The sequence below is a fragment of the Streptomyces sp. NPDC050658 genome (assembly GCF_044457025.1).
In the GTDB taxonomy this organism is placed as follows: Bacteria; Actinomycetota; Actinomycetes; order Streptomycetales; family Streptomycetaceae; genus Streptomyces.
Genome location: NZ_JBITGM010000002.1, coordinates 519,748 through 545,484, shown reverse-complemented (window position 1 = coordinate 545,484; position 25,737 = coordinate 519,748). Strand labels below are relative to the sequence as shown.

Annotated in this window: 21 protein-coding genes; 16 read left to right on the top strand and 5 right to left on the bottom strand. The window is 71.0% G+C overall.

Features of this window, described 5'->3' with window-relative positions; genetic code table 11:
- Nucleotides 1-48: 48 nt before the first annotated feature.
- From shc to ACIBKX_RS09305, 6 genes are read left to right on the top strand one after another with little or no spacing between them, the layout of a single operon-like run.
- Complete coding sequence (shc, locus tag ACIBKX_RS09330) at nucleotides 49-2,064, top strand: squalene--hopene cyclase (protein ID WP_363271257.1); 2,016 nt, start codon at nucleotides 49-51, stop codon at nucleotides 2,062-2,064.
- Nucleotides 2,064-2,714 carry a 1-hydroxy-2-methyl-2-butenyl 4-diphosphate reductase gene (locus ACIBKX_RS09325; protein WP_363271256.1) on the top strand — a complete coding sequence of 217 codons (651 nt, stop codon included), beginning with the start codon at nucleotides 2,064-2,066 and terminating at the stop codon, nucleotides 2,712-2,714. Before shc ends, ACIBKX_RS09325 begins: the two co-directional genes overlap by 1 nt.
- Nucleotides 2,715-2,719: 5 nt before the next feature.
- Nucleotides 2,720-3,742: an adenosyl-hopene transferase HpnH gene (gene hpnH / locus ACIBKX_RS09320; RefSeq protein WP_363271255.1), complete on the top strand. Its 1,023-nt coding sequence runs from the start codon at nucleotides 2,720-2,722 to the stop codon at nucleotides 3,740-3,742.
- A 4-nt stretch (nucleotides 3,743-3,746) separates the two neighbouring features.
- A complete protein-coding gene (ispG, locus tag ACIBKX_RS09315) occupies nucleotides 3,747-4,913 on the top strand; it encodes a flavodoxin-dependent (E)-4-hydroxy-3-methylbut-2-enyl-diphosphate synthase (protein ID WP_363271254.1) in 1,167 nt (388 codons plus the stop codon).
- A gap of 23 nt (nucleotides 4,914-4,936) precedes the next feature.
- A complete protein-coding gene (gene dxs / locus ACIBKX_RS09310) occupies nucleotides 4,937-6,916 on the top strand; it encodes a 1-deoxy-D-xylulose-5-phosphate synthase (protein ID WP_363271253.1) in 1,980 nt (659 codons plus the stop codon).
- Entirely contained in the window at nucleotides 6,913-8,298 is a 1,386-nt protein-coding gene (locus ACIBKX_RS09305; RefSeq protein WP_363271252.1) for an aspartate aminotransferase family protein, read from the top strand. Before dxs ends, ACIBKX_RS09305 begins: the two co-directional genes overlap by 4 nt.
- A 105-nt stretch (nucleotides 8,299-8,403) precedes the next feature.
- On the opposite strand, the gene ACIBKX_RS09300 is transcribed toward ACIBKX_RS09305, so the two are convergent.
- Nucleotides 8,404-9,177, bottom strand: coding sequence for a hypothetical protein (locus ACIBKX_RS09300; protein ID WP_363271251.1), 774 nt, complete (start codon nucleotides 9,175-9,177; stop codon nucleotides 8,404-8,406).
- Between the two features lie 3 nt (nucleotides 9,178-9,180).
- On the opposite strand from ACIBKX_RS09300, the gene ACIBKX_RS09295 reads away from it, so the two are divergent.
- Nucleotides 9,181-9,831 (top strand): XRE family transcriptional regulator, encoded by a 651-nt coding sequence (locus ACIBKX_RS09295; RefSeq protein ID WP_363271250.1) that lies wholly within the window; start codon nucleotides 9,181-9,183, stop codon nucleotides 9,829-9,831.
- 41 nt (nucleotides 9,832-9,872) lie between these two features.
- A complete protein-coding gene (locus ACIBKX_RS09290) occupies nucleotides 9,873-9,989 on the top strand; it encodes a DUF6126 family protein (RefSeq protein ID WP_135329603.1) in 117 nt (38 codons plus the stop codon).
- A 20-nt stretch (nucleotides 9,990-10,009) separates the two neighbouring features.
- On the opposite strand, the gene ACIBKX_RS09285 is transcribed toward ACIBKX_RS09290, so the two are convergent.
- A complete protein-coding gene (locus tag ACIBKX_RS09285) occupies nucleotides 10,010-10,816 on the bottom strand; it encodes a tyrosine-protein phosphatase (protein ID WP_363271248.1) in 807 nt (268 codons plus the stop codon).
- A 203-nt stretch (nucleotides 10,817-11,019) separates the two neighbouring features.
- Here ACIBKX_RS09285 and ACIBKX_RS09280 point away from each other — a divergent pair, with 203 nt between their 5' ends.
- From ACIBKX_RS09280 to ACIBKX_RS09245, 8 genes are all read left to right on the top strand, one after another.
- Nucleotides 11,020-13,110 carry an alpha-galactosidase gene (locus ACIBKX_RS09280; protein ID WP_363271247.1) on the top strand — a complete coding sequence of 697 codons (2,091 nt, stop codon included), beginning with the start codon at nucleotides 11,020-11,022 and terminating at the stop codon, nucleotides 13,108-13,110.
- 124 nt (nucleotides 13,111-13,234) lie between these two features.
- Nucleotides 13,235-14,053: an SGNH/GDSL hydrolase family protein gene (locus ACIBKX_RS09275; RefSeq protein ID WP_363271246.1), complete on the top strand. Its 819-nt coding sequence runs from the start codon at nucleotides 13,235-13,237 to the stop codon at nucleotides 14,051-14,053.
- 166 nt (nucleotides 14,054-14,219) lie between these two features.
- The gene (locus tag ACIBKX_RS09270) at nucleotides 14,220-15,434 is read left to right on the top strand and encodes an MBL fold metallo-hydrolase (RefSeq protein ID WP_363271245.1); all 1,215 of its coding nucleotides are present in this window, start codon (nucleotides 14,220-14,222) and stop codon (nucleotides 15,432-15,434) included.
- 487 nt (nucleotides 15,435-15,921) lie between these two features.
- A complete protein-coding gene (locus ACIBKX_RS09265) occupies nucleotides 15,922-17,841 on the top strand; it encodes an ATP-binding protein (protein WP_363271244.1) in 1,920 nt (639 codons plus the stop codon).
- 67 nt (nucleotides 17,842-17,908) lie between these two features.
- Nucleotides 17,909-18,343: a roadblock/LC7 domain-containing protein gene (locus ACIBKX_RS09260; protein WP_363271243.1), complete on the top strand. Its 435-nt coding sequence runs from the start codon at nucleotides 17,909-17,911 to the stop codon at nucleotides 18,341-18,343.
- A gap of 2 nt (nucleotides 18,344-18,345) precedes the next feature.
- Nucleotides 18,346-18,717 carry a DUF742 domain-containing protein gene (locus ACIBKX_RS09255; RefSeq protein ID WP_363271242.1) on the top strand — a complete coding sequence of 124 codons (372 nt, stop codon included), beginning with the start codon at nucleotides 18,346-18,348 and terminating at the stop codon, nucleotides 18,715-18,717.
- Nucleotides 18,695-19,291: an ATP/GTP-binding protein gene (locus ACIBKX_RS09250; RefSeq protein ID WP_363271241.1), complete on the top strand. Its 597-nt coding sequence runs from the start codon at nucleotides 18,695-18,697 to the stop codon at nucleotides 19,289-19,291. Before ACIBKX_RS09255 ends, ACIBKX_RS09250 begins: the two co-directional genes overlap by 23 nt.
- Nucleotides 19,288-19,860, top strand: a complete 573-nt coding sequence (locus ACIBKX_RS09245) for a GAF domain-containing protein (protein ID WP_363271455.1) — start codon at nucleotides 19,288-19,290, stop codon at nucleotides 19,858-19,860. The genes ACIBKX_RS09250 and ACIBKX_RS09245 overlap by 4 nt, the downstream gene beginning before the upstream one ends.
- A gap of 1 nt (nucleotide 19,861) precedes the next feature.
- On the opposite strand, the gene ACIBKX_RS09240 is transcribed toward ACIBKX_RS09245, so the two are convergent.
- The 3 genes from ACIBKX_RS09240 to ACIBKX_RS09230 form a co-directional block, all read right to left on the bottom strand.
- Entirely contained in the window at nucleotides 19,862-21,763 is a 1,902-nt protein-coding gene (locus ACIBKX_RS09240) for a DUF2264 domain-containing protein (protein ID WP_363271240.1), read from the bottom strand.
- A gap of 46 nt (nucleotides 21,764-21,809) precedes the next feature.
- A complete protein-coding gene (locus tag ACIBKX_RS09235; RefSeq protein ID WP_363271239.1) occupies nucleotides 21,810-23,138 on the bottom strand; it encodes a M60 family metallopeptidase in 1,329 nt (442 codons plus the stop codon).
- A 73-nt stretch (nucleotides 23,139-23,211) separates the two neighbouring features.
- Nucleotides 23,212-25,716, bottom strand: a complete 2,505-nt coding sequence (locus ACIBKX_RS09230; RefSeq protein ID WP_363271238.1) for a polysaccharide lyase 8 family protein — start codon at nucleotides 25,714-25,716, stop codon at nucleotides 23,212-23,214.
- Between the last annotated feature and the right edge of the window lie 21 nt (nucleotides 25,717-25,737).

Here is a 25,737-nt window from a genome sequence, read left to right as displayed (position 1 = left end):
AAGCAGACGTAGCCACTGCACAGTGCACCACTGCACGAAGGGGAAGCCATGACAGCGACGACCGACGGAAGCACCGGAGCGGCGACGCCCCGCGCAGCCTCGGCCAGCCATCCCACCGACAACACCGTCACGCATACCGCCGCGACGGCAGGCGCACGTGACGCCGCCGCGCGCGCCATACAACGCGCCACCGAATTCCTCCTCGCCCAGCAGGACAGCCAGGGATGGTGGAAGGGCGACCTCGACACGAACGTGACGATGGACGCCGAGGACCTCCTCCTGAGGCAGTTCCTGGGGATCCGGGACGAGGAGACCACCCGCGCCGCCGCGCTCTTCATCCGCGGCGAGCAGCGCGACGACGGCACCTGGGCCACCTTCCACGGCGGGCCCGGCGAACTCTCCACCACCATCGAGGCGTACGTCGCGCTGCGGCTCGCCGGGGACGCCCCCGAAGACCCGCACATGGCGAAGGCCTCCGCCTGGATCCGCGAGCAGGGCGGCATCGCCGCGAGCCGCGTCTTCACCCGGATCTGGCTGGCCCTCTTCGGCTGGTGGAAGTGGGACGACCTGCCCGAACTCCCGCCGGAGCTCATCTACTTCCCCAAGTGGTTCCCGCTCAACATCTACGACTTCGGGTGCTGGGCCCGCCAGACGATCGTGCCGCTCACGATCGTCTCCGCCAAGCGCCCGGTCCGGCCCGCACCCTTCCCGCTGGACGAACTGCACACCGACGCGCGCGTTCCGAACCCCGGCAAACCCCTTGCCGCCATGACGAGTTGGGACGGCGTCTTCCAGCGCCTGGACAAGGCGCTGCACCTCTACCACAAGGTCGCCCCCCGCCAGGTGCGCAAGGCCGCGATGAACAGCGCGGCCCGCTGGATCATCGAACGGCAGGAGAACGACGGCTGCTGGGGCGGCATCCAGCCGCCCGCGGTCTACTCGGTCATCGCCCTGCACCTGCTCGGCTACGACCTGGAACACCCGGTCCTCAAGGCGGGCCTCGCCTCCCTCGACCGGTTCGCCGTCTGGCGCGAGGACGGCGCCCGGATGATCGAGGCGTGCCAGTCGCCGGTCTGGGACACCTGCCTGGCGACCATCGCCCTCGCCGACGCGGGCGTGCCCGCCGACCACCCGCAGCTGATCAAGGCCGCCGACTGGATGCTCGACGAGGAGATCGGACGGCCCGGCGACTGGGCGGTGCGCAGGCCTCGACTCGCGCCCGGCGGCTGGGCGTTCGAGTTCCACAACGACAACTACCCCGACATCGACGACACCGCCGAGGTCATCCTTGCGCTGCGCCGGGTGGACCACCCCGACCGCGCACGCCTGGAGAACGCGATCGGCCGGGGCATGCGCTGGAACCTGGGCATGCAGTCCAAGAATGGCGCTTGGGGCGCCTTCGACGCGGACAACACCAGCCCGTTCCCCAACCGGCTGCCGTTCTGCGACTTCGGCGAGGTCATCGACCCGCCGTCCGCCGACGTCACCGGACACGTCGTGGAGATGCTCGCCGTCGAGGGCAAGGCACACGACCCGCGCACCCGGCGCGGCATCGAGTGGCTGCTCGCCGAACAGGAGCCGGACGGCGCCTGGTTCGGCCGCTGGGGCGTCAACTACGTATACGGCACAGGGTCCGTGGTGCCCGCGCTCACCGCGGCGGGGCTGCCCGCCGCGCACCCGGCGATCCGCCGCGCCGTCGGCTGGCTGGAGTCGGTGCAGAACGACGACGGAGGCTGGGGCGAGGACCTGCGCTCCTACCGGTACGAGGAGTGGCGGGGCCACGGCGCCTCCACCGCCTCGCAGACCGCCTGGGCGCTGCTCGCGCTCCTCGCGGCCGGGGAGCACGAGGGCAAGGCCGTGGAGCGGGGCATCGCCTGGCTCGCCGAGACCCAGCGCGAGGACGGCTCCTGGGACGAGCCGTACTTCACCGGCACCGGCTTCCCCTGGGACTTCTCCATCAACTACCACCTCTACCGGCAGGTGTTCCCGCTCACCGCGCTCGGCCGGTACGTCAACGGGGATCCGTTCGAGGCGCTCTCCGGCAACTCCGGCAAGGGGAGCTGATGGCTCCGACCCCGCCCCGACCGGGCCCCGCACCGCTGCTGATCGCCTGCGCGCTCGGCATCGAGCACCTCGCCCTGCGCACGGGCGAGCGCGGCGGGGCCCACGGGCGGGTCACCGTGCTCCGTACGGGCATGGGACCCAGGAACGCCGAGCGCGCCCTCACCGGAGCGCTCGCCAAGGACGCGCTGCGCGACGCCGCGGTCGTGGCCACCGGGTTCTGCGCCGGGCTCGCCCCCGGCATGCACCCCGGTGACCTCGTCGTCGCCGATGAGACCAGGTCGCGGCACGGCAGCACGCCCTGCGTCGGAACGGATCTGCTGGTCAAGGAGCTGGTGCGGGCCGTGCCCGGCCGCACCGTGCACACCGGTCCGCTCACCGGCTCCGACCACGTGGTGCGCGGGCACGAGCGCGCCGATCTGCTCGCCACCGGCGCGATCGCCGTCGACATGGAGTCCGCCGCGACGCTGCACACCGCGATGCGGGCCGGACGGCGTCCCGTTGCCGCCGTCCGGGTGGTCGTCGACGCCCCACAGCACGAACTCGTCCGTATCGGCACGGTACGCGGTGGAATATCGGCTTTCCGCGTCCTTCGTGCCGTGCTTCCCGCTTTCTTCGAATGGCACCGTTCTTCTTTGCTCCCCCGGAGGTGAGCCAGATGGCCATGCCGCTGCGTCAGTCCGTCAAGGTCGCTACGTATCTCTTTGAACAGAAGCTGCGCAAGCGCGACAAGTTCCCGCTGATCGTCGAATTGGAGCCGCTTTTCGCATGCAATCTGAAATGTGAGGGCTGCGGCAAGATCCAGCACCCGGCCGGTGTGCTCAAGCAGCGCATGCCGGTGGCCCAGGCCGTGGGAGCGGTCCTCGAGTCCGGTGCCCCCATGGTGTCCATCGCGGGCGGCGAACCACTGATGCACCCTCAGATCCATGAGATCGTGCGCCAGTTGGTGGCGAGGAAGAAGTACGTCTTCCTCTGCACGAACGCCATGCTGCTGCGCAAGAAGATGGACAAGTTCACGCCTTCCCCCTACTTCGCGTTCGCCGTACACATCGACGGAATGCGGGAGCGGCACGACGAATCCGTCGCGAAGGAGGGCGTGTTCGACGAGGCGGTCGAGGCCATCAAGGAGGCCAAGCGGCGCGGCTTCCGGGTCACCACCAACTCGACCTTCTTCAACACGGACACCCCGCAGACCATCATCGAGGTCCTCAACTTCCTCAATGACGACCTACAGGTCGACGAGATGATGCTGTCGCCCGCCTACGCCTACGAGAAGGCGCCGGACCAGGAGCACTTCCTGGGCGTCGAGCAGACCCGCGAACTCTTCAAGAAGGCCTTCGCGGGCGGCAACAGGCGCCGCTGGCGGCTCAACCACTCGCCGCTCTTCCTCGACTTCCTGGAGGGCAAGGCGGACTTCCCGTGCACCGCGTGGGCGATCCCCAACTACTCCCTCTTCGGCTGGCAGCGGCCCTGCTACCTGATGAGCGACGGCTACGTCCCGACGTACAAGGAACTCATCGAGGAGACCGACTGGAGCAAGTACGGCCGCGGCAAGGACCCGCGCTGCGCCAACTGCATGGCGCACTGCGGCTACGAACCCACCGCCGTCCTCGCCACGATGGGCTCCCTCAAGGAGTCCATCCGCGCGGCCCGCGAAACGGTCTCCGGAAACCGCGGGTGACGTCATGAGCCCTGGAGAACCTGTCTCTCTGGGCCTCCCCGAGCTGCCGGCCAGGCCGATCTCGGAGCGCCGCCCCTCGCGGCGCATCGAGGTCGGGCCGGTTGCGGTGGGAGGCGGTGCGCCGGTGTCGGTGCAGTCGATGACGACGACGCGTACGTCCGACATCGGGGCGACGCTTCAGCAGATCGCCGAGCTGACGGCGTCCGGCTGCCAGATCGTGCGCGTCGCGTGCCCGACGCAGGACGACGCGGACGCGCTCGCGACGATCGCACGCAAATCGCAGATCCCCGTGATCGCGGACATCCACTTCCAGCCGAAGTACGTCTTCGCGGCGATCGACGCGGGCTGCGCGGCGGTCCGCGTGAACCCGGGCAACATCAAGCAGTTCGACGACAAGGTGCGCGAGATCGCACGGGCGGCCGGTCAGGCGGGAACGCCGATCCGGATCGGTGTGAACGCCGGCTCCCTGGACGCGCGTCTTCTCAAGAAGTACGGCAAGGCCACTCCGGAGGCGCTGGTCGAGTCCGCGCTGTGGGAGGCGTCCCTCTTCGAGGAACACGGCTTCCAGGACATCAAGATCTCCGTGAAGCACAACGACCCGGTGGTCATGGTCAACGCCTACCGCCAGCTCGCCGCCGCCTGCGACTACCCGCTGCACCTCGGAGTCACCGAGGCGGGCCCGGCCTTCCAGGGCACGATCAAGTCGGCCGTCGCCTTCGGGGCCTTGCTGAGCGAGGGCATCGGCGACACCATCCGTGTCTCGCTGTCCGCGCCGCCCGCCGAGGAGGTCAAGGTCGGCATCCAGATCCTGGAGTCGCTGAACCTGCGCCAACGCCGCCTGGAGATCGTCTCCTGCCCCTCCTGCGGGCGGGCCCAGGTAGACGTGTACAAGCTCGCCGACGAGGTCACGGCAGGTCTCGACGGCATGGAAGTGCCGCTGCGCGTCGCCGTCATGGGATGCGTCGTCAACGGTCCTGGGGAGGCCCGCGAGGCGGATCTCGGCGTCGCGTCCGGCAACGGCAAGGGGCAGATCTTCGTCAAGGGCGAGGTCATCAAGACCGTGCCCGAGTCGAAGATCGTGGAGACCCTCATCGAAGAGGCGATGAAGATCGCCGCACAGATGGAGGACGACGGCATCGCCTCAGGGGTGCCCGCCGTCACCGTGAGCTGAACAACCAGAGAGGGGGCCCGAGCATGACCATTCTGGACACCATTCGGGGGCCGCGCGATCTGAAGGCGCTGACCGAGGCCGAGCTCGACGAACTGGCCGAGGAGATCCGGGAGTTCCTGGTGCACGCGGTCGCCAGAACCGGAGGCCATCTCGGGCCCAACCTGGGGGTGGTGGAACTCTCCATCGCGCTCCACCGGGTCTTCGAGTCGCCGGTCGACCGCATCGTCTGGGACACCGGCCACCAGAGCTACGTACACAAACTGCTCACCGGCCGGCAGGACTTCTCCAAGCTGCGCGGGAAGGGCGGCCTCTCCGGCTACCCCTCGCGCGCCGAGTCCGAGCACGACATCGTCGAGAACAGCCACGCCTCGACCGCGCTCGGCTGGGCCGACGGGCTCGCCAAGGCACGTCAGGTCCTGGGGGAGCGGGGCCATGTAGTCGCCGTGATCGGCGACGGCGCGCTCACCGGAGGCATGGCGTGGGAGGCGCTCAACAACATCGCGGCCGCGAAGGACCGGCCGCTGATCATCGTCGTCAACGACAACGAGCGCTCCTACGCCCCGACCATCGGCGGCCTCGCGAATCATCTGGCGACCCTGCGCACGACCGACGGCTACGAGCGGGTCCTCGCCTGGGGCAAGGACATACTCCAGCGCACACCCGTCATCGGGCACACCGTGTACGAGTCGCTGCACGGCGCCAAGAAGGGCTTCAAGGACGCGTTCGCGCCGCAGGGCATGTTCGAGGACCTGGGGCTCAAGTACGTCGGGCCGATCGACGGCCACGACATCGGCGCCGTCGAGTCGGCGCTGCGCCGCGCGAAACGCTTCCACGGGCCCGTGCTCATCCACTGCCTGACGGAGAAGGGGCGCGGCTACGAACCCGCGCTCGCCGACGAGGCCGACCGCTTCCACACCGTCGGCGTGATGGACCCGCTCACCTGCGAGCCGCTCGCGCCGTCCAACGGCCCTTCCTGGACCTCGGTGTTCGGCGACGAGATCGTCAGGATCGGGGCCGAGCGTGCGGACGTCGTGGCGATCACGGCGGCCATGCTCGGGCCCGTCGGCCTGACGAAGTTCGCCGAGGCCTACCCCGACCGGGTATGGGACGTGGGCATCGCGGAACAGCACGCCGCGGTGTCGGCGGCGGGGCTCGCGACGGGCGGCCTGCATCCCGTCGTCGCCCTCTACGCCACCTTCCTCAACCGGGCCTTCGACCAGCTTCTGATGGACGTGGCGCTGCACGACTGCGGGGTCACGTTCGTCCTGGACCGGGCCGGGGTCACGGGCGTCGACGGGGCCTCGCACAACGGCATGTGGGACATGTCGATCCTCCAGGTCGTGCCGGGGCTGCGGATCTCGGCGCCGCGGGACGCCGAGCAGTTGCGGGCGCAGCTGCGGGAGGCGGTGAACGTGGACGACGCGCCGACGCTGATCCGCTTCCCCAAGGAGTCCGTGGGGCCCGAGATCCCGGCCGTCGACCGGATCGGCGGCATGGACGTGCTGTCCCAGGACCCGGACGCGGAGGTGCTGCTGGTGTCGGTCGGCGTGATGGCGCCGGTCTGTCTGCAGGCCGCCGAGCTGCTGCGGGAGCGGGGCCTTGGCTGCACGGTGGTCGACCCGCGCTGGGTCAAGCCGGTCGACGCCGAACTGCCGGGGCTCGCCGCGCGGCACCGGATCGTCGGCGTCGTCGAGGACAACAGCCGGGCGGGCGGGGTCGGAGCGGCGGTGGCCCTGGCACTCGACGAGGCCGAAGTCGACGTACCCGTAAGGCGGTTCGGCATCCCCGAGCAGTTCCTCGCGCACGCCAAGCGGGGCGAGGTCCTCGCGGATCTCGGTCTGACGCCGGTCGAGATCGCGGGACGGATCAGCGCGACGGTGGCGCGGCGGGCGGTGCGGGAGGGCGGCACGGCCGAGGCGGAGAAACCGGGCGAGGCCGTCGGGCAGTCGGCGGGCACGGTCAAGGAGCAGTCGGCGGGGCCAGTCAAGGAGAAGCGGGAATGACCAAGGAGTTCGACCTCGGCAGACTCCTCGCCGAGCGGGGCGCCGAGCGCTACGACCTGCATGCGCGGCATCTCAACCACCAGCTGCCGCGCATGCTGCACACCATCGGCTTCGACAAGGTCTACGAGCGGGCCGAGGGCGCGTACTTCTGGGACGCGGACGGCGACGACTACCTCGACATGCTCGCGGGCTTCGGCGTGATGGGCCTCGGCCGGCACCACCCCGTCGTACGCAAGGCGCTGCACGACGTCCTGGACGCCTCCCTCGCCGATCTGACGCGCTTCGACTGCCAGCCGCTGCCGGGCCTCCTCGCGGAGCGGCTGCTGACCCACAGTCCGCATCTGGACCGGGTGTTCTTCGGGAACAGCGGTACGGAGGCGGTGGAGACGGCGCTGAAGTTCGCGCGGTACGCGACGGGGAGGCCGAGGGTGCTCTACTGCACCCACGCCTTCCACGGCCTGACCACGGGCTCGCTCTCGGTCAACGGCGAGAGCGGCTTCCGCGACGGCTTCGCGCCGCTGCTGCCGGACACGGCGGTGCCGCTGGGTGATCTCGACGCGCTGCGGCGGGAGTTGAAGAAGGGCGACGTGGCGGGGCTCATCGTCGAGCCCATCCAGGGCAAGGGGGTGCACGCGACGCCGCCCGGCTACCTGCTCGCCGCGCAGAACCTGCTGCACCAGCACAAGGCCCTGCTCATCGCGGACGAGGTGCAGACCGGCCTCGGCAGGACCGGCGACTTCTACGCGTACCAGCACGAGGAAGGCGTGGAGCCGGACCTGGTGTGCGTGGCGAAGGCGCTGTCGGGCGGCTATGTGCCGGTCGGCGCGACGCTCGGCAAGGACTGGATCTTCAAGAAGGTCTTCTCGTCCATGGACCGGGTGCTCGTGCACTCGGCGAGCTTCGGCTCCAACGCGCAGGCGATGGCGGCCGGGCTGGCGGTGCTGTCGGTGCTGGAGGAGTCGCGGGTCGTCGAGAACGCGCGCGTGACGGGGGAGCTGCTCCGGTCCCGCCTCGCCGCCCTGGTCGACCGCTACGAGCTGCTGAGCGAGGTGCGCGGGCGTGGCCTCATGATCGGCATCGAGTTCGGAAAGCCCAGGTCCCTGAAGCTGCGCGGCCACTGGACAATGCTGCAGGCGGCACGGAAGGGGCTCTTCGCACAGATGGTGGTGGTCCCGCTGCTGCAGAAGCACCGCATCCTCACCCAGGTCTCCGGCGACCACCTGGAGGTCATCAAACTGATCCCGCCGCTGATCATCGGGGAGCGGGAGGTGGACCGCTTCGTGGAGGCGTTCACGTCCGTGATGGACGAGGCGCACAGCGGCGGTGGGCTGATGTGGGACTTCGGGAGGACGCTGGTGAAGCAGGCGGTGGCGAATCGCTGAGAGATCGTGCCTGACCTGCTCAGACCATGGTTGGAAAACGTTCGAGGGCTGGCTCAAGTCGTCCGCGCCCTCGAACGGCAATGCCGAGGAAGTGCACCTTGGGCACTAGGTAAATGGGTTGTAGCCCTTCTGCCACCTGCCGCCGTCCCAGCCGAATGTGTCATCGTCGGTGAAACGCTCGTGGTTGATCCATTGGAATGGGGCCTTCTTCGACCCAATGACCGTCTTGTGGTTCTTGCCGTTCTTCTTCCACTCCACGATGATCACGCCTGAATACAGGTGGTCAGGCTTCGATTTGCTCGACACCTTGGCGTGCGCCGCGCCCTGACCCACCAGGTCGACGGATCCCGGCGGCATGTCGGGCAGACGCTCGTAGTCCGTATCCGCCTTGTGTTTCTGGACGTGCACTTTCCCTTCGAGGGTGTTGGCTTCGATCTCGTAGGCCGTTGATCCGCTGCCGGCCCCATACCAGCAGCGCACAGGGTCAGCGGTTCCCTTCAACGGCTGTCGGCTGATGACCTGGATCCGCACGGCGGTGACGGAAACCACCTCTTCCGCCCCACCTGTCAGGTTGATGAAGAATCCCGGGTTGAGGGCATAGAGGTTGGACTGCGAACTGATCCAGTCGTCCCACCGGGGCGCCGAGCAGGGGGCCGCCTTGTCCTCCTCCGGAACGTTCGGAGGAGCCTTCAACCCGCTCACCCCGCCAACGGCCATGTAGTCCTGCTCGGGGCCCGGCCAGGTGACTTCCACCGTCCCGAGCCGCAGGGCCTTGCGTTCGACAACGCACGTGAGGCGGTTGTTGTCTCCGATGGTGTTGCAGGCTTTTGCCTCAGAGGCAAGAAATTTGCCCCAGGGGCAATCGCCTGGCTCAATCAAGATATGAGCCCTGCCGAGCCCGAGCCGGTCGCCCCGCTCGACCCCGAGGCCGTCGAGCCGCTGCCCGCCGTCGCCCCGCAACTGCGTGAGCTGCGGCGGCGCGCCGCCCTCACCCTAGAGGCCGCCGCCCGTACCGCCGGGCTCTCGCCCGCGCATCTGTCCCGGCTGGAGACCGGGCAGCGCCAGCCCTCGTTGCCCATGCTGCTCGCGCTCGCACGTACCTACGGTACGACGGTCTCGGAGGTGCTCGGCGAGACCCCCGCGGACCGGGACGCGATCGTCCGCGCCGCCGACATGGAGCCCACGCGGGCGGGCGGCTGGACCTACTGGCAGGCCGGCGCCTCGGCACGCGGCATGCAGGCGCTGCGGGTGCACGTTCCGCACGGGGCGCAGGGCGACATCGTGCGCGTCCACCCCGGCGAGGAGTGGCTGTACGTCATCGAGGGGCGCCTTCGGCTGCGGCTCGGTGACACCGTCTACACCCTCGACCCCGGGGACAGCGCGCACTTCGACTCGCTGACCCCGCACCGGATCGCCGCCGCGGACCACCTCGGCGCCGATCTGCTCTTCGTCCACACCCTGCTGCAGAGTCCCGCCACGGCCCTGTGCCTCGGCGGAACCCCGCACAACCCCACCCCGGGAGACCCGCGATGACGGAACCTGAAGCGCAGCAGCCGGCCCGCAAGTCCAAGTCGCTGGAGGAGAAGTTCCCGCGCGGGCTGTGGGTCCGGCTGATCGTCTACGTGGCGGTGGGCCACCTCTTCGCGGCCTTCATCTACCTGCTGTTCTCGCTGGGGGCGCAGAACCAGTAGCCCGCACCACCGGTGGACGCTCAGTCCAGCAGATGCGCCCGCAGCTGCTCGCGGGTCTCCGCGGTCAGGCTCAGGCCCTCGGTGAGGTACGTCTCCGTGTCGCCCCAGGTCTGCTCGATGGTGTCGAACGCCGCTGCCAGGTACTCGGCGCGGGCATCGAAGAGGGGGCTGAGCAGCTCCATGACCTCGGGGGACATCGCGTCCGCGGAGTTGCTGCTGCGGTGCACCTTGTAGCGGCGGTGTGCGGCGTTGGACTCCAGGTAGTCCGCCTCGATGGCCTCGCGCTCGACGCCGACGGCGAGCAGCGTGACGGCGATGGAGAGGCCCGCGCGGTCCTTGCCCGCGGCGCAGTGCATCAGGGCCGGCACGCTGTCGGCGGCCATGGAGTGCAGCACGCGGCTGTGCTCCGCGGTGCGCTCCTTGATGATCGTGCGGTACGAGGCGGACATGCGGCCAGCGGCCTGCCCGTCGGACAGGGCGGCCCGCAGCTGGTCCAGGTCCCCGTCGCGGACCATCTGCCAGAACTCGGCGCCGTCGGCCGGGTCGGTCAGCGGCAGGTTCACGTTGCGCACGCCGGGCAGCGTGACGTCCGGGCCCTCGAGCCGCTGGTCGGCCGCGTTGCGGAAGTCGAAGATCGTGTGCAGGCCCAGGGACGCGAGGAACGCGGCGTCCGCCTCCGTGGCGTGCGCCAGGTGACCGCTGCGGAACAGTCGGCCCTGCCGTATCCGGCGGCCGTCGACCGTGGGAAGTCCGCCCACATCGCGGAAGTTGCGGACTCCGGTCAGCTCGGGCTCCGTCAGCTCCGTCGGCGGGACTTGCTGCGTCACAGGGGCTCCTCCGGTCCTGCCCCCGGCGCGGCTCGCCGGTGGGGTGCGACTTCGACCATACGACATGGGTTCCTGAGGCAATCACTGCTGGTGCATGAGCGTTGCCTCACAGGTGACATCGCCTCGATGATGTGCGGACGCGCGCATCTCTGTTGGGAACGGTGCGGAACAGTTCGGATCAGATCTCATTCTGTGGGGGACTTGTGATCGAGGTCGGCGAGAACGGTCGTACGTGGCTCATTTCCGGGCCCACCAGCAGTTATGCCCTGCGGCTCACCGGCGACGACGAGCTGCTGCACCTCCACTGGGGCCCGCGCATCACCCTGGCCGACGCCGAGGCGCTCGCGGCGGAGCCGCTGCCCGCCGGGCGAGGCTTCGAGTCGCCGCTGGACGGCCGGGAGGAGTACCCCGTCGAGGGCGGCCGGCGCTTCACCCGGCCCGCCCTCTCCGTACGGGGCGCCGGAGTGCGCGGCACCGAGTGGCGGTTCGCCGGGGCCGATGCCGGAAACGACGAACTGCGGCTTCGATTTCGGGATCCCGGCCACCAGTTGGCCGTAACCCTCCGCTACCGGAACCGCGGCGACGTCATCGAGCGACAGGCCCTCCTGCGCCACGAGGGCCCCGCCGACGCCCCGGACCTGGAAGTCCTCCGCGCCGACTCCGCCACCTGGACCCTGCCCACGCGCCCCCACTGGCGCCTCTCCCAGCTGCACGGCCGCTGGGCGGCGGAGTCCCGGCTGGTCCGCTCGGAGATCACGTACGGCGAAAAGGTCATCGCCAGCCGTCGCGGCCACACCGGCCACCCGCATCTGCCCTGGGTCGCCCTCGACGCCGAGGGCGCGACAGAGGAGCACGGCGAGGTGTACGGCTGCGCGCTCGCCTGGTCGGGGTCGTGGCGGATCGCGGTGGGGCAACTGCCGGACGGGGCCGTACAGATCACCGGCGGCGCCGGGCACGACGACTCGGGACAGCTGATGCTGCGGCCCGGCGAGGAGTACGCCACTCCTGTCTTCGCCGGGCTGTGGAGCGACGGCGGCTTCGGCGGGGCCAGCCGTGCCTGGCACACGTACCAGCTCGAGCATGTGATCCCGGACGCCGGGGTGCCCCGCCCCGTGCTCTACAACTCCTGGGAGGCCACCCGCTTCGACATCTCCGAGGAACAGCAGCGGGTGCTCGCCGGGCGCGCGGCGGCGATGGGCGTGGAGCTGTTCGTCGTGGACGACGCGTGGTTCGGGCAGCGGGTCAGCGACCGCGCCGGGCTCGGCGACTGGACCCCCAACCCCGACCGCTTCCCCGGCGGTCTCAAGCCGCTCGCCGACGAGGTGCACGCGCTCGGCATGGGCTTCGGCGTCTGGGTCGAACCGGAGATGGTGAACCCCGACAGCGACCTCTACCGCGCCCACCCGGACTGGGTGCAGCACCACCCCGGCCGCACCCGCACCGAGTTCCGCAACCAGCTCGTCCTCAACCTCGCCCGCGAGGACGTCCAGGAGTATCTGTGGGAGCGCCTGGACGCGCTGCTCTCCAGTGCGCCCATCGACTACGTGAAGTGGGACTTCAACCGCAGCTTCACGGACCCCGGCTGGCCCGGCGACCCCTACCCGCAGCGCATCTGGCACGCCCACGTGGACGCCCTGTACGGCCTGCTGGACCGGCTGCGGGCCGCGCACCCCTCCGTCGCCTTCGAGTCCTGCTCGGGCGGCGGCGGCCGGATCGACCTCGGGATCCTCTCCCGTACCGACCAGGTGTGGACCTCAGACAACACCGATCCTCTCGACCGCCTCGCGATCCAGCACGGCTTCAGCCAGCTGCACCCCGCCAGGGCCATGGCCGCCTGGGTCACCGACAGCCCGAACACCCAGCTCAACGACCGGGTCAGCAGCCTGCGGTTCCGCTTTGTCAGTGCCATGGCCGGAGTGCTCGGCGTCGGCGGCGATCTCGCCGAGTGGACCGACGGAGAGCTGGCCGAAGCGGGTGAATGGGTGAATCTCTACAAGGAGATCCGGCCCGTGGTGCAGCTCGGCGACCTCTACCGGCTGCGGCCCCCCGAGGACGCCCTCAGCGCGGTCCAGTACGTCCACGGGGACGAGACCGTCGTCCTCGTGTGGCTGCGGGCGCAGGTCTACGGAGAGCAGCCGCCCCGCGTACGGCTCCGGGGGCTCGACCCTGCGGCCGCGTACGTCTGCCAGGGGACGGGCGTCGTCCACCGGGGTGCCGTGCTGCTCCATCACGGGCTGCGGACGGGGCTGCGCGGCGACCTGGACGCGGCGGTGTTCCGCTTCCGCAAGGTGTGAGCGGTGGCCGTGGACCGGCACGTATTCCGGGTTGGAACAATCTTGACCGATGACCTATCTCACCCTCCGTCAACCCCTCCCTACGGTGGCGTAGGTCACTTAGGGAGGTGAAAGATATGACGACGTGACAGCAGAGTCGACATCCTTCATCCGTTCCACGTTCACCTCCTACGCAGCCGTCGGCGACAGCTTCACCGAGGGTGTGGGGGACCCGGGACCCGACGGCGCCTTCGTCGGCTGGGCCGACCGGCTCGCGGTCCTCCTCGACGACCGGGTGCCCGAGCACACCTTCCGGTACGCCAATCTCGCCGTGCGCGGCAAGCTGCTCGACCAGATCGTCGCGGACCAGGTGCCGAAGGCGAAGGAGCTCGCCCCCGACCTTCTGTCGTTCTGCGCGGGCGGCAACGACATCATCCGGCCCGGCACCGACCCGGACGAGGTCGCCGAGCGGTTCGAGCGCGCGGTCGCCGACCTCACGTCGGCCGTCGGCACGGTGCTGGTGACCACCGGCTTCGACACCCGCGACGTCGCCGTGCTCAAGCATCTGCGCGGCAAGATCGCCACGTACAACATGCACGTCCGCGCGATCGCCGACCGGTACGGCTGCCCCGTCCTCGACCTGTGGTCCCTGAAGACCGTCCAGGACCGGCGGGCCTGGGACGGCGACCGGCTGCACCTCTCGCCCGAGGGGCACACGCGCGTGGCGCTGCGCGCCGGGCAGGTCCTCGGCCTCGAGGTCCCCGCGGACCCGGACCAGCCGTGGCCGCCGCTGCCGCCTCGGAACACGCTCGAGGTGCGCCGCGACGACATCCACTGGGCGCGCGAATACCTGGTGCCGTGGATCGGGCGGCGGCTGCGGGGCGAGTCCTCCGGGGACCATGTGGAGGCGAAGGGCGCCGTGGACCCGTACACCGTACGGATGCACATCGAGTCGGCTTCCTGAGGCGTCGGCTTCCTGATGAGTCGGCCATGAGGCGTCGATCATGAGGCGTCGATCATGAGGCGTCGGCCACGCGCGTGTGGATGGCCGACGCCGGTCCCCTGCGGACGGCCGTTGTCGGAGCCGGTGCACATAATGGAGACCTGATCTACCCCTTCCAGGAGGTGCTGTGTCCCGCTCGCCGATCTCCGGACTCCGCTCGTACCGGACCGCCGCCTTCGGCGCGGATCCGACCGGCGAGCGGCTCGCGCGGATCCACAGATCGCCGCACTTCGCCGACGGATCCTTCCAGAACCCGGTGGGGGCACAGAGCCGCTCGTCCGGCTCGACCGCGCTGGAGTTCGCGAAGGTCTACTTCCGCAAGGAGGAGCGGCTGCGGCGCAGCCCGGCGGGGACCGTACCCGTGCACGCCACCACCCTCGCCGACCTCGCCAAGGAGCCGGCCGGCGGACTGCGGCTCACCTGGATGGGGCACTCCAGCGTGCTCGCGGAGATCGACGGGCGGCGGGTGCTCTTCGACCCGGTGTGGGGTGAGCGCTGCTCGCCGTTCCCCTGGGTCGGACCCAAGCGGCTGCATCCGGTGCCGGTGCCGCTCGCGGCGCTCGGCCCGGTGGACGCCGTGGTCATCTCGCACGATCACTACGACCACCTGGACATGCCCACGATCAAGGCGCTGGCCGGCACGGACACCGTGTTCGCCGTCCCGCTCGGCGTCGGCGCCCACCTGGAGCGCTGGGGCGTCCCCGCCGACCGGCTGCGCGAGCTGGACTGGCACGAGTCCACGAAGGTGGCGGGACTGAGCCTGACGGCGACGCCCGCGCGCCACTTCTGCGGCCGCGGCCTGCGCAACCAGCAGCACACGCTCTGGGCGTCCTGGGCCGTAGCGGGCCCCGAGCACCGCATCTTCCACAGCGGGGACACGGGATATTTCCCGGGCTTCCGCGACATCGGCGCGGAGCACGGACCGTTCGACGCCACGATGATCCAGATCGGGGCCTATTCGGAGTGGTGGCCCGACATCCACATGACGCCCGAGGAGGGCATGCGGGCCCACATCGACCTCCAGGGCGGCCGCCCCGAGGGCGTGATGCTGCCGATCCACTGGGGGACGTTCAACCTCGCCCCGCACGCGTGGTCGGCACCGGGCGAAGGCACGGTCGAGGCGGCGGACCGCGCGGGAGCGCGCATCGCGCTGCCCGTGCCGGGCCAGCCGTTCGAGCCGGGGTCGGACTCCGTCCCGTCGGTTCCGTGGTGGCGCGGCGTCGCGGTCGAGCCGGCCGGCGGGTGGCCGCGGGTGGCTCCGGCCGCCGAGAGCGCGGGCCTGACCGGCCGGTCCGGCGGCTCCGAGGGCACGGGCGAGCCGGAGACGGCGCGGGTCGGCTGACACGACGGGTGCGGGGAACGACGGGTGCGGGGAACGACCGGTGTAGAGGACGACGGGCATAGGGAACGTCGGGCATAGGGAACGTCGGGCATAGGGAACGTCGGGCATAGGGAACGTCGGGCATAGGGAACGTCGGGCATAGGGAACGACGGATCTATGGATCGGGGCGGTCGCGGATGACGCGGCCGCCCCGAAGCCGTTCTCCGGGTCTTCCGGCGAGGAGAAGGCGTGTTCGGCGCGTCTCGCGCGCCCTCTGGAACTGACGTCCGAAGCCGTAATCGGACTGTCGTGCGGGGTGTCATACCAGAGCGGGATGCCGACCGCCGGACTTTGTCAACTGCCCCTCGCACATGATGCGTTGCCGACTACCGTGAGTTGCCGTCGGTCGACGCAGGGATCATCAACACCCCTCCCCGGCCGGTACGGCGATGCCGCGAAGCCACCCGTCGCGCGACCGTCGGAGCCCGCACCCTGACCGAGGACGCTGATGTCTCACCTTCGCGCACCGGCCGCCCGCGCAGACCGCCGTGAGGGCGGCCGGCACGGCAGACCCGGCAGCCGTCCCGCCGCCCCGCTGCCCGAGGCCCGGATACGGCCGCAGCTGCTGCGCATCGCCGTACTGCCCCCCGTCGCCGTGGCGCTGTGCGCCGGCGCGGCCGTGCTCTTCGTCGTCCGGGGGAGCGCCGCCCCGCTCGCCCCCGCGCTGCTCGTCATCCTCGGTGCCGCGGCGGCCATCAGCCTCGCGAGCGTCGTCATCGCGGCCGTCGCCGCCGAACGTGCCGCGGCCTCCGTACGCGAGCGCGTCGGTTCACTGCGCCGTACGACCGCACGCGGACAGGCCGAACTGCGGTCCGTCGTCGAACAGTTGCGGCGCGGCGAAGGGCCGCCCGCGCGGACGCCGGTGCCGACCCGATCGGCCCCGGAGGGCGACGAGTTCGGGCTGCTCGCCGACGAGCTGAGCCGCGCCCACGACGTCGCCGTCAGCGCCGTGGTGCAGGCCTCGCAGCTCTCCAGCCACGCGGGCAGCGAACAGAAGGTCGAGGTCTTCGTCAATCTCGCCCGGCGCCTGCAGTCGCTCGTGCACCGCGAGATCTCGCTGCTCGACGAGCTGGAGAACGACGTCGAGGACCCGGAGCTGCTCAGGGGCCTCTTCCACGTCGACCATCTCGCCACCCGCATCCGCAGGCACGCCGAGAACCTCGCCGTGCTCGGCGGCGCCATCTCCCGGCGCCAGTGGAGCAAGCCCGTCACCATGATGGAGGTGCTGCGCTCGGCCATCGCCGAGGTCGAGCAGTACTCACGGGTCAAGCTGGTGCCCCCGATCGACGGCACCCTGCGCGGCCACGCCGTCGCCGACGTCATCCACCTGCTCGCCGAACTCGTCGAGAACGCCACGGTGTTCTCCGCCCCGCACACCCAAGTCCTGCTCCGCGCCAACCTGGTGACCGCCGGGCTCGCCATCGAGGTCGAGGACCGCGGCCTCGGCATGCCCGTGACCGAGCAGAACAAGATGAACCACCTGCTCGCCGACCCCGACCAGGTCAACGTCGCGAGTCTCCTCCAGGACGGCCGCATCGGGCTCTACGTGGTCTCCGCGCTCGCCCGCAGGCACGGTGTCGCCGTCCGCCTCCAGACCAACATCTACGGAGGCGTGCAGGCCGTCATCATCATCCCGCAGGGGATGCTGGGCGCCGAGCCGCAGAACGAGCCCGCCGCCACCCCGCGCACCGCACCGGCGGGCGGCGCCCCCGTCGGCGTACCGGAGACGACACAGGCACCCCCGCAGGCCGCGCGCCCCGAACCGGTGGCCGTGCCGCGGCAGCCGCTGCGGGACGAGACGCCGGGTACGGCACCGGGGCACACGCCGGTCAACGGCACCGGGCACGCCCACGGCTCCGGCTACCCGGCCGCGAACGGCTCCGGGCCCGCGAACGGCTCCGGGCCCGCGAACGGACCCGGACCCGCGAACGGATCCGGCCATCTGAACGGATCCGGGCACCCGAACAGCTCCCGGCACCCGAACGGCTCCGGCCACGTGCCGCTGCCCGTGCGTGGCGCGCGCGAGGACCGGCCGACGCCTGCCGAAGCCGTGCCCGGCATCCGGCCCGAGGACCGGCAGGCCGCCGCCGAGCACGCGGGGACGCCGCCGATCCCGCTCGGCGGCGCCGTGCACGGCCGGATGGACCGGCCCCGGCTCCCCAAACGGCGCGCCCAGGAACACATCGCGCCCCAACTGCGCGACGCCAGATCGCCGCGCCAGGAACCCGAGCAGCACATCGGCCACGACCCGGGCCTGATGGCCGCCTTCCAGCGCGGCATCGGCCTCGCCGCCGCGCAGGAAATGCGCGAGCCGGCGCCCGGACCCGACCTCGGCGTCCCCCGGGACGGGGGCGACCACGGTGGCTGATCCGCATCCGACCACCAGCACCATGTCTGCCCCCGCAGACCCTCGTACCGCAAGGAGTCGATCCACCATGGCGAGCGACGCGCCGACCGGCCAGGTATCCGACCTCGACTGGCTGATGAGCGGCCTCGTGCAGCGGGTGCCGCACACCCACAGCGCGGTCCTGCTCTCCTCCGACGGACTGGTGAAGTCGGTCCACGGCCTCGACCCGGACAGCGCCGACCACATGGCGGCCCTCGCCTCCGGCCTCTACTCGCTGGGCCGCAGCGCGGGCATCCGCTTCGGCGACGGCGGCGACGTACGCCAGGTCGTCGTGGAACTCGACTCGACGCTGCTCTTCGTCTCCACGGCCGGATCGGGCACCTGTCTCGCCGTGCTCGCGGGCCGCGACGCGGACGCGGCGGTGCTCGGCTACGAGATGGCGATGCTGGTCAAGAGCGTCCGGCCGTACCTGATGACTGCACCCCGGCAGCCCGCCGGTGAACCCGCCCCGATGAGGCATTGAGCGTGCCGGCCCCGCACGACGGGCCATGGCTCGACGACGCCGCAGGACGCCTCATCCGCCCCTACACGGTCAGCGGCGGCCGGACCGAGCCGACCGCGCAACTCGATCTGCTGACCCAGGTGTTGGCCACCGGCGGCGCGCCGCTCGGTCATCTGGGGCCCGAGCACACGGAGGCGCTCGGGCTCTGCACCGCACCCACGTCGGTCGCGGAGATCGCGGCGCAGCTCAAGCTGCCCGCCGTCGTGACGAAGGTGCTGCTCTCCGATCTCGTCGACTGCGGGGCGCTCACCCTGAGAGCCCCGGACTTCTACCACAACCCAACTGACCGGTCCCTGTTGGAGGCAGTGCTCGATGGATTACGACGACAGCTCTGACCCCTTCCCCACCGCGCTGAAGATCCTGGTCGCGGGAGGTTTCGGGGTCGGCAAGACGACCTTCGTCGGCGCGGTCAGCGAGATCGCGCCGCTGAGTACGGAGGAACTCCTCACGACGGTCAGTGAGGGCACCGACGATCTGTCGGGCGTCGAGAACAAGACGACCACGACCGTGGCCATGGACTTCGGGCGCATCACGCTCGACCCGGAGCATGTGCTCTATCTCTTCGGGACGCCCGGCCAGGAACGCTTCTGGTTCATGTGGGACGAGCTCTCCGAAGGCGCGCTCGGAGCGGTGGTGCTGGCCGATACCCGGCGCCTGGAGGACTGCTTCGCGGCCGTCGACTTCTTCGAGCAGCGCGGCATGGGGTTCATCGTCGCCATCAACGAGTTCGACGGCGCCTACCGCTACGAACCCGACGAGGTCCGCTCCGCCATCGACCTCGACCCTCAAGTGCCCGTCGTCCGCTGCGACGCGCGCATCTCCAGCTCCGGGGTCGCCACGCTCCTCACCCTCGTCAAGCACCTCCTCGCCCATGCCCCGGCCACCCCGAGCTATGGAGCCCACACCTGATGTACGACCCGACCGCGAACCTGCTGCTCACTCCCGAGGACAAGGAGGCGCCGACCCGCGTGCGGCGGCTGCGCGGGCTCGGGATCGGGCTCCGGCCCGACCGGGCCTTCGACGCCTTCGCCGACCGGCTCGCCGAGGTGACCGGAGCGCCGTACTCCATGGTCAACTTCATCGACGAGAACCGGCAGTTCTTCGCGGGCCTGCACACCCCGGACGGCCTGGCGTCGGGCGACGAACTCACCTCCACGGCGGCCGCGGAGAGCACGGCGTGCCGCTATATGGCCCGCGACCACGGCTACTGCCCGCATGTGATCGTCCGCCGCAAGGCCCTCGTCCTGGAGGACGTCTGCGACTATCCGCGGTTCGCGGGCAACCCCGTGGTCGACGAGATCGGGATCCGCTCCTATCTGGGCGCCCCGCTCATCGACCGTACGGGCATAGCGCTCGGCACGGTCTGCGTCGTGGACGTCGAGCCGCGCCCCTGGGGCAGGGCGGGCCTGGAGACGATCAAGTCGATGGCGGCGGAGCTGGTCGAGCAGATCCACCGGCGGGAGGACGGCCGGATCTGACTCACGCCTCCAGTTCCTCCCCGTCCGGGAAGCGGATCCGGACGCGCTCGCCGTCCACCGTGCAGGAGACGGACTCCCGCAACGCCGTGGGCAGGACCGTGTCCCGCGACAGCGCGATGAGCGTGACGTGGACGCTCGCGCCTCCCGGATGGGCGGCGGAGGTCAGGTAGGGAGTCGCCGAGTGCGGGCCGTAGGCGTTCGCCGCCACCTCGCGCGCGATGCCCGTCTCCGCGTCCCAGCCGTGCAGCGCGACGACGGCACTGGTCAGGCCCGATGTCGTACGCGTGAGGGCCCAGCCGGGGCCCTGCTCGGCCGCCGGCTGCGTCTCGTCGGCCACCGCGTGGCCGCCCTCGCGGACCGTCACGCCCGCCGGGGCCTGCACGCGGTGCACGCGGATCTCCCAGGGGCCGTGCAGCACGCTGGTCGTCTCGATCGGGAACTCGGCCTCGATGCCCGGCAATTGGGCGTCGTGGCGGGATGAGGCCATGCGGCCCGCGCAGCTCACGGGGTGGATCCTGCGGCGGCGGGACGGGGTGCCGTCCGGTGCCAGGAGCGCGAGGTGGCCGTCCACTGTGCGCTCCCACGCGCGCGTGGCCGTCTGAGGGGCGGTCGCCGTGGAGTAGGCGAACTTGGCGTAGTGCGGGTCGTCGGCCGCCGGGCCTTCGAGGGGGTTGTGGTCGCTGCCGTGGTTCACCAGGCGGACGATGCCGTCGTGCCGGGTGCCGTGCAGCAGCCAGCCGGGCTGGGGGAGCACCGTGTACTGGTCGGACTCCTCTACGGGGAGGGGCTGTTCGCGTTCCGTCCACACCGGGTGGTCGGCCGGGAGCAGCAGGCCGAGGAACCCCTTGCTCGCCCAGTACGGCGACGCGGGGCCCGAATAGGCCTGGGTGGACGGCAGGAACGTCCCGTACCAGCCGAGTGGGAGCAGGCCGCGCTCGTCCGGTACGCCGCGCTCCACGAAGTGCCGTGCGGTGCCGGACGCGAGGCGCCGGGTCAGGCCGGGGGCGAGCGGGGTGCAGTCCGCGAGGGCGCCCATCCAGACGGGGGCGGTCGCCGCGAAGCGGTAGGTGAGGGAGCGGCCCTGGTGGACGGGGGCGCCGTCCGCGCCGAAGAAGTGCGGGTAGGTGGCCAGGAACTGGGCGAGGCGTTCGCGGTAGACCTTGCCCCGGCCGCCGTCCTCCGGGCCAGCCATCCGTGCCCACAGCAGCGGGTACAGGTGCATCGCCCAGCCGATGTAGTAGTCGAAGTTGCGCCCGTCGCCGTCGCTGTACCAGCCGTCGCCCCGGTACCAGTCCTCGATGCGGTCGAGGCCGCCGTCGATGTCCGACCGGCTGTGCGGGGCGCCGACCGAGGCGAGGAACTGCTCGGACACCACCTGGAAGAGCCGCCAGTTGTTGTCCCAGGTCCTGCCGCCGACGAATCCGGAGAACCAGTCGACCACCCGCTCCTGGACCCGGGTGTCGAGCTTGTCCCAGATCCAGGGGCGGGTCTCGTGCAGACCGATCGCGATCGACGCGGCCTCCACCATCTGCTGCGAGCAGTCGGTGAGTTCAGGCCAGGCCTCGCCGCCCGCGCGGTCACGGTCCGTGCCCGTTGTCAGACCCTGCGTATACCTTTCCAGTAGGCGGGGATCCACCTCGCCGCCCGCTCCGGCGATCCGGAAGGAAGCGAGCAGAAATGACCGTGCGTAGCCTTCGAGCCCGTCCGACACGACCCCTGACCAACTCCCGCGCCCGGGCAGGCGGTACTGCGCGAAGTTGGGCGTCGCGTAGGGGACCAGCGCCGACAGCTGCCGGTCGGCGAGCGCCTCCCAGTGCGACCGGGTCCAGCCCGTGAGGGGGGACAGGACGCGGTCGGTGGGCGGCAGGGTGAAGTGCGGGGCGGGCCTGAGGGGTGCGGGCATGGCGGGTGCGTGACTCCTTTGTGCGGTTGCCTGCGATGGCCTGCGGCTATTCGCGGTAGGTGCTGGCGTCGACGGTCGGCTTGCTCAGGCCGAGCGCGGCGATGCGTGCCTTGCCGTTCGCGGTGACCGGGAAGCGCCACTTGGTGACGAAGAACTCGGAGAGGTCGCGTCCCGTGGCCCGGCTCGCGTACACGGCGAGGTTGTCGTAGCGGTCCGCGTCCGTCGCCGACGTGGGGTTGTCGGTGCGGATCAGTTTGTGCAGCTCGGGCCAGACGGAGCTGCCGAAGGCGAGCCGCAGCTGCCAGAGCGGGACGAGCTTCTGCCAGACGTCGAGGGTGGCGTAGTCCGTGCCCGAGTCGCGGGCGGTGAAGGCGCGGTCGTACACGTCCTTTCCGTTGGCGTCCTTGGTCAGCAGCCGTGAGGTCTGGCCGAGGGTGCGCTGTGCGGCGAGCGAGTAGAGGTTGCAGGTGACCTCCGTGAGCGCGCCGGGCTTGTAGCCGAACTGCTGATGCTGGTGGCCGAGTTCGTGGTACATGCCCCAGCCGCCCGTGCGCAGTCCGTTCACGCCCGCGATGTACGTCATCGCGCCGCTCGGGTAGCCCGTGTAGCCGTGCGTCGCGTAGGCGCCGACGCCCGAGGCCACCTTCGTGACGTTCACGAAGTGGTACGGCAGCGGATTGCGGGCGTGGGTGCCGGTGCCGCCGCTCAGTCCGCTGAAGGCCGCATGGGAGGTGAGGAGCTGTTCATAGGTGTCGAGGAGCGATGCGTGGTTCTCGGCGCGGTACTGGAGGGCGGTGGCGCGAGACAGCGTGACGATGGCGTGCGCGGACCGGAGCTGGACGTATCCGGCGGCCGTCGCCGAGTCGAGTTGGGCCTGGAACGCGGCTTCCGTGGTAGAGCCGTGGGTGAAGGTGGGCATCGGCACGGAGCCGGCGCCGATGGTGACCGTGGCGCGCTGGCCGCTGCCGGTCATCGTCAGATGCAGCGGGCCGCCGTACGGGTCCGTGACGGTGTTCGTGCCCGACTTGAGGGCGTAGGAGCGGGGTGCGTTGGGGGTGGCGTAGTAGTCGGGGATGCCGACATGCAGGGTGGGCAGGACGCCGTCCGGGGCGGAGACGGTGACGGTGACGGCGGTGCCGGCGGGTGCGTACGCCGCCGTGGTGAAGAAGTCGCTGGCGCGCTGGGCCGCGCCGAGCCGCAGCCGCTGGGACTCGGCGGAGACACGGGCGGTGAGATTGACGGTGACGGCCGCGCGGGGCTTCGGCCTGGGGCGCGCGGCGGCCAGTGCGGGGGGAGCGGAGGGGAGGAGCAGGGCACCGGTCGCGGCGGCGATGCCGGTGAGCACGGTGCGGCGATGGAGCGGAGTGGATCTCATGGGGCACTCCTTCTGTGGGCTCTGTGGGCTCTGTGGGCTCTCTGGGCTCTTTGGATGGGGTGAGTCTTGGGGGTCAGGCCAGTTCCGCCGTGTGGCTGTGGCCGCGTGAGCCGTCGACGCGGACGGTGAGGAGCGGGCGGCGGCCCGGTGTGACGGTGACGGTGCCGTCGGCGCGCAGCACTTCGCTTACGGGGAAGGGGAGTTCGACGGTGAGGTTCGTCCCGGTGCGGCCCGGATCGGCGACGGCCACCGATATGCCGTCGTCGCGGCGGCGCACGAGTACGGTGCCGGGGCCGGACGCGGTGATGCCCGCCGCCGTGCCGGCCTGCCAGAAGTGCGCGGCGACGAGGCCTTCGCGGCGGGCCTCGACGGCCTGCGCGGTGGCGTCGTTGGCGACGATGCGGACCGGGCGGGAGCGCGACCAGGCGGCGGTGGCGGCGGCGCTCGCGCCGGGGAGGAGGACATAGGCGTACGAGGAATCGGCGGGGGAGGTGCCGTGGTCGAGCCACAGGGTCAGATAGCGGCGGGTGACGGGGGTGGTGCTGCCGCCGGTGTCCGCGCCGGTGTTGATGGCCCGCCAGGTGCCGGTCCGCTCCTCCCGCAGGGCGTGCACGCGGGGGCCCTGCGCACCGGCTCCGGGGGTGTCGGGGAAGACATAGCCGCCGGTGCCTTCCAGATGGGCCCAGTGGGCGTCGGGCAGGGGCGCCGACCAGCCGGTGCGGGAGGGCTGGCGCCGTCCGTCGACCGTGAGGCGGGGCGTGCCCTCGGCGTGCAGACCGCGGTTCTCGACCACCGTCTCGATCGTGCGGCCCTCGCTCGCCGTGATGCCCGAGCCGAGCGCGACCACCGCGTTGTCCAGGAAGAACCAGGCCTTCTTGGCGCGCAGGGTGCTGCCGTCGGCGAGGAGTTCCATCGCCGCGGCGCCGTACCGGCCGTCGAGGACGGCGCCGCCGGCGACGGCGTTCTTCGGGCGGTACGTCCCGGTGCCGCCGCCCGAGCCGATGTCCGAGCGCGGCCGGGTGTCCACGGTGGTGCCGGGCAGGCGGTACGGGTCGACGGTCGGCCAGAAGCCGTCGCCGAACTGGCTCAGGTCGTCGGCGGCGTACAGATAGGCCATGCCGTCACCGGTGTACCAGCCGTGCAGGTTCTCGCCGTTGCCCGCCTCGTACGCGGCGATGCGCTTCGAGGAGAGGGAGAGGGTGAGCGCCCAGGAGGAGCGCCGGTGCACCACACGGTCCATGTCAGCGAACGAGAAGTGGCCGGTGAGACGGTCGGTGGCCGGTGTCCCGGTGTCGTCGAGGACGGCCTTGGCGCGGGCGAGCGCCGGTATGCCGACGAGGCCGAGATAGGGGGTGGCCCTGTTGCGGGTGATCCAGCCCTTGGCGAGGGCGCGCCAGCGCTCGGCGTAGGCGTCGGGGGCGCCGGATGCCAGTTGCAGGATGTGGGAGACGGTCGCCGCGCCGTCCTGGTGGTCCGGCGCCTTCTCGCGGGAGATGGCGCGGCCGCGCAGCGCGTCCATCATCAGACCGTCGAAGAGCACCGGCGAGAAGGTCCGGTCCACCGCGTCGTAGAGGACGGACGTCTTCGGGTCGGTGACCGCCCACTCGGAGTCCGCCAGGAGCGCGATCAGCTGGCCCGCGCTGCCGAGCAGGACGCTGCCGTACGTTCCCGTGTACGCGACGGAGCCGTGCTGCACGAACGACCCGTCCTCGTAGAACCCGTCGCCCGACGTGACGTACGTGAACAGGCTGTTCCTGCCCTTGTCGCGGACGTCGGAAAGACCGTCGCGGGCCAGCTTCAGCGTGGCCGCGTCCCGTGCGAGGAGGCCGCGCAGGGCCACGATGACGGCCTTGTCGGCGCGGTTGGCGCCGGTCTCCGAGAGCGTCGGGGAGTTGGTGCGGCGGTCCGGGTCGGGGCAGAACTTGGCGACCGTGGCGACGTACGCGGAGAGGTCGGCGGCCGGTAGCTGCGCGCGCAGCAGGACGCAGGTGTCCATCAGGGCGCGCGGTGCGCCGATCTCCCAGAACCACCAGTTGCCGGACTCGGGGCGGTCGGGGCGGTAGGCCTCGGCGTGCAGGAAGCGCAGGGCGTCGAGGACGGCCTCCACGACCTCGGCGCTGTCGCCGAGCGAGGTGCCCGGCGTGGCCCAGGCGGTGGTGAGCGTACGGAGGCGGGTGTAGCTCTGGCCGAAGTTGCCCGGATCCTTGGCGGGGGAGAGGTCGGCCCACAGGGCGGTCCGGCCGGCGGAGCGGTCCAACTGCCGCCACCAGCCTGCCGCCTGGGTGTCCAGGGTCTTCAGTGCCGCCGCGAAGTCCGGGTCGGCGGCGTCGAAGGAACCGCCGGTGAGCTGCGCCGCCGCGCGGGTGAGGAGAGTGTCGTACGGGTCTGCGTTCTCTGGGTTCTCTGCGGTCCCTGCGTTCCCTAGGTTCTCTGGGTCTTCTGCGTTCTCCGCGTCGGCGGCCCACGCCGTGCCGCCGGATGTCGGCGCCACGACGAGGGCGGTCGCGGCACTCGCGGCACTCGCGGTGAGGAGCGTGCGGCGGCTGGGACCGGTGGAGCCGGAGCGGGGCGTGCGCATGGGGAACTCCCGTGAGGCGTC

What these genes read in the sequence shown, in the direction of transcription:
- ACIBKX_RS09325 (WP_363271256.1), top strand. Translation starts at nt 2,064, where the DNA reads ATGGCTCCGACCCCGCCCCGACCGGGCCCCGCACCGCTGCTGATCGCC.
- ACIBKX_RS09295 (WP_363271250.1), top strand. Translation starts at nt 9,181, where the DNA reads ATGAGCCCTGCCGAGCCCGAGCCGGTCGCCCCGCTCGACCCCGAGGCC.
- shc (WP_363271257.1), top strand. Translation starts at nt 49, where the DNA reads ATGACAGCGACGACCGACGGAAGCACCGGAGCGGCGACGCCCCGCGCA.
- hpnH (WP_363271255.1), top strand. Translation starts at nt 2,720, where the DNA reads ATGGCCATGCCGCTGCGTCAGTCCGTCAAGGTCGCTACGTATCTCTTT.
- ACIBKX_RS09260 (WP_363271243.1), top strand. Translation starts at nt 17,909, where the DNA reads ATGGCGAGCGACGCGCCGACCGGCCAGGTATCCGACCTCGACTGGCTG.
- ACIBKX_RS09240 (WP_363271240.1), bottom strand. Translation starts at nt 21,763, where the DNA reads ATGCCCGCACCCCTCAGGCCCGCCCCGCACTTCACCCTGCCGCCCACC.
- ACIBKX_RS09265 (WP_363271244.1), top strand. Translation starts at nt 15,922, where the DNA reads ATGTCTCACCTTCGCGCACCGGCCGCCCGCGCAGACCGCCGTGAGGGC.
- ispG (WP_363271254.1), top strand. Translation starts at nt 3,747, where the DNA reads ATGAGCCCTGGAGAACCTGTCTCTCTGGGCCTCCCCGAGCTGCCGGCC.
- ACIBKX_RS09250 (WP_363271241.1), top strand. Translation starts at nt 18,695, where the DNA reads ATGGATTACGACGACAGCTCTGACCCCTTCCCCACCGCGCTGAAGATC.
- ACIBKX_RS09235 (WP_363271239.1), bottom strand. Translation starts at nt 23,138, where the DNA reads ATGAGATCCACTCCGCTCCATCGCCGCACCGTGCTCACCGGCATCGCC.
- dxs (WP_363271253.1), top strand. Translation starts at nt 4,937, where the DNA reads ATGACCATTCTGGACACCATTCGGGGGCCGCGCGATCTGAAGGCGCTG.
- ACIBKX_RS09305 (WP_363271252.1), top strand. Translation starts at nt 6,913, where the DNA reads ATGACCAAGGAGTTCGACCTCGGCAGACTCCTCGCCGAGCGGGGCGCC.
- ACIBKX_RS09230 (WP_363271238.1), bottom strand. Translation starts at nt 25,716, where the DNA reads ATGCGCACGCCCCGCTCCGGCTCCACCGGTCCCAGCCGCCGCACGCTC.